At 44.8% G+C, this 679-nt stretch carries 2 protein-coding genes; both read right to left on the bottom strand.

The annotated features are described in order from the left end of the window. A partial coding sequence (locus R7040_RS26920; protein WP_318097663.1) for a DUF2058 family protein occupies positions 1-385 on the bottom strand: 385 nt, incomplete at its 3' end. A 135-nt stretch (positions 386-520) separates the two neighbouring features. After that, positions 521-679 (bottom strand): AraC family transcriptional regulator (locus R7040_RS26915; protein ID WP_318097665.1); only part of this gene is annotated, 159 nt, incomplete at its 5' end.

Raw genomic sequence — 679 nt, 5'->3', positions numbered from 1 at the left:
TGACAACGTAGCTTTCACCGACAATAGCAATAGCCAAAATGCCTTTGATCAGCTGCTCGCGGATAAGTGAATCTACATAAAGTGATTTCACTAGTGTACCGTGCGTGAAGTTGTATTTGATGTCGCCATCTTTTAGCTCGATCTTGTTCATCTCAATCAGTTGATTGATTTGCGCTTTGATCTCTTTGCTTAGACGCTCTGCGTTTTGTTGTTGGCTTAGCTGTTTGTCTCGCTCTACCTGCTGGCGTTTACTCTCTTCAACCGCCGCTTTAACTTCGCGTGCTTGAACGCGTGATTTCTTTGAGCCTTTTTTCGCTTTCTTTAGTTTTTTCTCGTTAACTAAGCCCGCTTTTAGCATTTGTTCTTGAAGGGTAAGTTTCGCCATGTTTAATCCAGTTAGTGCGCAATTTTCTGCATTTTAACCAGTCATTCTCTGCAAAGAAAGGGGAGTGGCTTTTTAAGCGAGAAAAGCCTCAAGAATCGCCAACAAAACATGGTCTGCTCACCCGTTTAACTCTGCTTATCTAGCCGCCATTTTATCTAACCGCCATTGCCTTGGCGATTTTCCCGTCCAGCGACGAAAGTGGCGGCTGAAGACCGCAGTTTCTGCATAGCCCAGTTGCAACGCGATATCGGTAATACTCTGAACATTCTCATGCAAACGCTGCTCGGCGAAATC

The sequence above is a fragment of the Vibrio sp. 1069 genome (genome assembly GCF_033340555.1).
Note: the sequence above shows the minus strand (reverse complement) of the source record. Positions and strands in the feature narration are given on the sequence as shown.